We start from the raw sequence: 3,655 nt of genomic DNA, 5'->3' as shown, positions 1-3,655 counted from the left end.
GTGGTGCAGAGCTTGATGACGCCACGGTCGTACCACTCAATCTGCCCATCCAGCCGTTCGCCGTCTTCGAGTACGACGACCATCTCGGTCTTCTGCTGAATCTGCTTCTGGAAGTAGAAGGCTTCGGCGTGACTGCTTTCGCCGGGATGATGATTCTCCTGCAGTGCCGCATTCGAGAGCGGTTCTTCATGACGCACGTTGCCGCGACGCAGCATACGGCCTACCAGGGAAGGGCGTATTAGCTTGCGATTGCCATTGAAGGTCTGATCGACGGTCGGGATGGTGGTTTGATCACTCATAAAGCAGCAGATTCCAATACAGCAAAGCGAACCCCACGGCTCAGCGCGTCCGCGTACAAGAAGAAACGACTAACTGGAGCTCTTAAAGATAGGGATGCGTCCAGTCTAACGAAGGTCGCATGGCTTGGCGATTTTTTTGTACGTTACCGTACCACAAGTTGTGTCGCAAAAGAGTCGAGGGAGAGAGAACGCAGCAGGTTGCGCCGCATGCCTGACTGCACCTGATCAAGCGCGCGGGAGGCTGCTTCGATCCATTCGAAGGGAACGGCTGCGGCAGTTCGTTCCAACTCGGCGATCAGATCGATATTGCGAATCATCTCCGGCGTTCCTGCCTGGAGCAACAACAAGTCTTCCAGCAGCGAAGATAGGGCGCCGAGCAGATCCTGTGTCTTTTGCTGACCCTCTGCACCGGCGCGATAGGTTTCCGTCATTTTGAACAGAGCCGTATGGTCGGGATCGTTTACGGCGTTCCGTAGAATGACGAGCGCATCCTGGCGTGCGGCAGTGAAGGCGCCAAGATCAAAGTTGAGGGCACGGCCGGCGGCTCCCTGTGCCAGACGAGCGACAAGCTGACGCTGCGCAGGCTTCCAATCCGGATGCTCCGCGGCCAGCAGACCTTCGATCTCGTGGGGAGGCAGGGCTCCGAGGCGCACCATGGCGCAGCGAGACCGGATCGTAGGCAGAAGTTCGCCCGGGTTATCGGCCAGCAGGATCAAATGCGCGTAGGCGGGCGGCTCCTCCAGAACCTTCAGAAGGGAATTCGCCGCCTCTTTCATAAAACTGGAGGCCGTGAGGATAAAGACCTTACGTTTGGCTTCCGAGGGAGCGCGATAGGCGGAGTGGATCAGTGTGCGGATCTGACCGACCTTAATCAGTAACTGAGGAGGGTCCGGAGGAATGATCAGCACGTCGGGATGCGTCTGAATCAGAACGCGCGTCTCTTTCTTATCTGTCTCGCGCAGCTCTTCCCGGGCCGCTACGGCTTCGTCGACCAGAGTATCGAGCGGCATTGCTGCCGCGATGCGGGTGCAGTTGGCACAGGTTCCGCAAGCGAGCGCCGCCTCCCGACCGTTGGCAAGAGTTTCGCGGGGCTGGTTCCGGCAGAGCAATGCCTGCGTCAACAGCATGGCAAGCGTATACTTCCCGGCGCCTTTCGGCCCGGCGAGGATCATGGAATGTGGAAGGCGGCCTGCGGCGATAGCAGAGCGAAGCTGGTCGACAGCGGGTGCGTTTCCAATAAAGCTGGAGAAGTCCACTGTCAGATTTTACCGTCCTTAGCGACGGAAAAGTTTTACCTCTGCGGAGTCATCAGAATGGGATACCGCGGCCGCAGTGTGATCTTCTCCTGCACGTCGATCCGCTGATTCGGCACGAGATTTAGCTTCCATTGTTGTGCGATGGTCGCCAGGGCAAGGATTCCTTCCATCCACGCGAAACTTTCACCGATGCACTGACGGGAGCCTCCTCCGAACGGGAAGTAGGCAAACCGGGGACGTGCTGCTTTGGCTGCGTCCGTGTGTCGCGACGGATCAAACCGCAATGGATCGGGAAAGAACTCCGGGCTGCGGTGGATGATCCACTGGGAGAAGAAGACATGTGATCCCGCGGGAATACGATAAGGCCCGAGTTCGACATCGATAGAGGCTTCGCGTCCCATAGCCCAGGCCGGCGGATAGAGGCGCATGGATTCGGAGAAGACCTGCTGCGTGTAGGTGAGATTCGCGTAATCAGCCAGGGTTGGCGTGCGGCCTGCCAGAACTCGGTCCAGTTCAGCATGCATCTGCTCGCGAGCATCCGGATTCTGTGAGAGCAGATACCAGGTCCACGTGAGTGCGTTCGCTGTGGTCTCGTAGCCGGCGAGGAAGATCGTCAGCATCTCATCGCGCACCTGTTCATCGGAGAGGGAATTGCCATCCTCATCCCGTGAAAGCAGCAGCATGGAAAGAAGATCGTGACGATCTTCGGGATCTTCAYGGCGTTCACGGATGATGCGATAAGCAACCGAATCAAGGTGCGCCCGCGCCTTGCGGAACCGGGTCACGCCGGGAAGAGGCCAATGCAGGTAGCTTTCGAGCCTGGGCAGAATTACCAGCAGGTTGTAGAGACGCATGATGGCATGGGTCTCATGATTGATGGCTCGGACATCTTCTGTGACCTCGCTGGCGAACAGCGTTCGGGCAACGATTGAAAGCGAAAGCTCCATCATGGCTGCCCCGATATCGATCACCTGACCTGATTTCCATCGCTCAGCCATCGCAGCGGCCGAACGTACGATCTCATCGGCATAGGCCGCAATCCGCTGGCGATGGAAAGCAGGTGCGACGATGCGGCGGTGTTGCATGTGAACCGGATCGTTGCTCGTAAGCAGGCCCTCACCCAGCAGGATCTTCATGCGGCGCAGCGTGCGCTCGCGGATGAAATTGCCGCTCTGGGTGACGAGCACCTCCTGGACGAAGTCCGGATGATTGAGGAAGAGGATGTCAGTGCCCATCATGCGATAGTGGGTCGCAGGGCCGTAGGTCTTCGCCAGATGCTCGAAGAGCAGAATGGGGCGCCCAATCCTCGCCCACGGCTTGCGGCCCATGTAAAAGGGCAGATTATGACGCAGGCCCGGAGGGAAGCGATACGCTCCGCGTTCGACGATCGGGAATGTGGCCGGACCGTTCATCTGGATCAGGAAAAGAGCCGGGTCGTGACTTCCTCAAGGATGGTCGCATGTACCTCATCGATGGAGGCATTCTCTTCGATCAGGACGACACGCCCGGGCTCTCGGGCGGCGATGACCTTATAGGCATCCCAGACACGCTGGAAGAAGTCGTTGTGCTCCTGCTCGAAGCGGGACTCATCGCCGTCGCGGCGTCGAGCCCGGGCAAGGGAAGCGTTGAAATCCGGTAACAGCAGAACCGTAAGATCCGGCTGCAGGTTGCCGCAGAGCAGACGGTGCAGACCGAGGATGGTCTCGCTGCCAAGGCCGCGTCCGCCACCCTGGTACGCCTCGGAGGAATCGGTGTAACGGTCGCAGAGCACAATTTCGCCGCGGTCAAGAGCCGGGCGGATAATCTCAGCGATGGACTGTGCGCGATCCGCAAACATCAGTGCGAGCTCGGTGAAGGGGGCGATGGGGCCTACTGCGGCCTCTCCCTTTGAACTGACGATCAGCTCGCGGATGCCTTCGCCGAGTTTCGTCCCCCCAGGCTGGCGCAGGGTTGTGACAGTACGGTCCTGCTCGGCCATCCATTTATGTAACAGCCTGAGCTGCGTTGTTTTTCCGGAGCCGTCCAGGCCCTCAAAGGTAATAAAAAAGCCGCGCGGCATGGGGCAAGTGTATTCGATTCCGGAAAAACATACTGCGCGAG

Annotated in this window: 4 protein-coding genes; all 4 read right to left on the bottom strand. The window is 58.8% G+C overall.

Annotated elements, in window-relative coordinates; genetic code table 11:
• A partial coding sequence (locus AB4043_RS18275) for a hypothetical protein (protein ID WP_442307718.1) occupies positions 1 to 299 on the bottom strand: 299 nt, incomplete at its 3' end.
• Positions 300 to 442: 143 nt separating this feature from the next.
• A complete protein-coding gene (locus AB4043_RS18270) occupies positions 443 to 1,555 on the bottom strand; it encodes a DNA polymerase III subunit (RefSeq protein WP_442301295.1) in 1,113 nt (370 codons plus the stop codon).
• A 35-nt stretch (positions 1,556 to 1,590) separates the two neighbouring features.
• Positions 1,591 to 2,967, bottom strand: coding sequence for a cytochrome P450 (locus tag AB4043_RS18265; RefSeq protein WP_442307717.1), 1,377 nt, complete (start codon positions 2,965 to 2,967; stop codon positions 1,591 to 1,593).
• 5 nt (positions 2,968 to 2,972) lie between these two features.
• A partial coding sequence (tmk, locus tag AB4043_RS18260) for a dTMP kinase (RefSeq protein WP_442307716.1) occupies positions 2,973 to 3,655 on the bottom strand: 683 nt, incomplete at its 5' end.

Origin of the sequence: Terriglobus sp. YAF25 (genome assembly GCF_052113305.1) — a bacterium.
Lineage (GTDB): Bacteria > Acidobacteriota > Terriglobia > Terriglobales > Acidobacteriaceae > Terriglobus.
The sequence above is the reverse complement of the archived record's forward strand: the minus strand, read 5'-3'. Positions and strand labels throughout refer to the sequence as shown.